The 971-nt window shown below is 71.3% G+C and carries 1 protein-coding gene and 1 pseudogene; both read left to right on the top strand.

All coding sequences use genetic code 11. The features are described from left to right. Positions 1–479, top strand: a 479-nt coding sequence (locus ACFQEU_RS16640) for a TGS domain-containing protein (RefSeq protein ID WP_379783952.1), incomplete at its 5' end; no start/stop codon positions are given. A 238-nt stretch (positions 480–717) separates the two neighbouring features. Next, positions 718–971: pseudogene (locus ACFQEU_RS16635) on the top strand (amidohydrolase family protein); the annotation flags it as partial.

Below are 971 nucleotides of genomic sequence, written 5' to 3'. Positions count from 1 at the left end.
GTGCGGCGACCGACAAGCCCGTCGTGCCGGCAACCGCCGACGGCGAGTTAGCCCTGCGCCGCGCCGCGGAGGCGGGTGTCGTCGAGTACGATCCCGGCGACTCGGCGTTCGAGGTCGTCGGCGACGTGTCGGACGAGCAGCGTGCGGGTCTGGACTCCCTCCGTGCGGTCACCGAGCGCTTCGGTGGGACGGGCGTCCAGGCCGCGTTGAACACGGCCGTCTACGATCTCCTCGATCGGATCACCGCGTACCCGGTCCAGGACGCGAGCAAGTGGACCGACGGCACCGGCACCGTCCTCCCCGACGCGTTTCTCCTCCCGCGGGGCTCGACTCCGCCGGATCTCGCGTACGCGGTCCACACCGACATCGGGGATGGGTACCTCCACGCCGTCGACGCCCGCTCGAACCGCCGGATCGGCGAGGACCACGAGCTCACCGAGGGCGACGTGATAAAGGTCGTCTCGACCGCGGGGCCGTAAGCCCGGGGTGACCGCGGGACGGTACGCCCGGGGCGACCGCGGGACGGTACGCACGAGTCAACCGCGGGGTCGTGGATCCGGGCCGATCCGACGCCGCGAGCTCCGTCGCGCCCCCGTTCGTCTCCCGGCGGTGGCCACATTGTCTAGGCGTTACCGTCCGGCTAGTGGGTCGGACCGGCGTGGATACACTCCGAGACGACCGACAGACACATGCGGGTCGAGTGGGAGGAACGACCGAATGCTGGGGTTGGAACACGACTTCCGGATCGTCGACACCCACGCCACGCTGGACCCCGACGAGGCCTCGGTTGCGGCCCACGGCCGGGACATCACGCCCGAGCGACTGGAGCGCGAGATGCACCAAGCCGGGGTCGTGCGTGCGGTGGCGAGTCCCGGCCGGCGGGCGTCCGGACGGAGCTACCTCCGTGCGAACAACGCGGTCGCCCGGCTCTCCGTCGACCGACCGTTCGTCGCGTTCGCTCGCCTCAACGG

This window comes from Halorubrum tibetense, assembly GCF_042661865.1.
GTDB classification, from domain to species: Archaea; Halobacteriota; Halobacteria; order Halobacteriales; family Haloferacaceae; genus Halorubrum; species Halorubrum tibetense.
The sequence above is the reverse complement of the archived record's forward strand: the minus strand, read 5'-3'. Positions and strand labels throughout refer to the sequence as shown.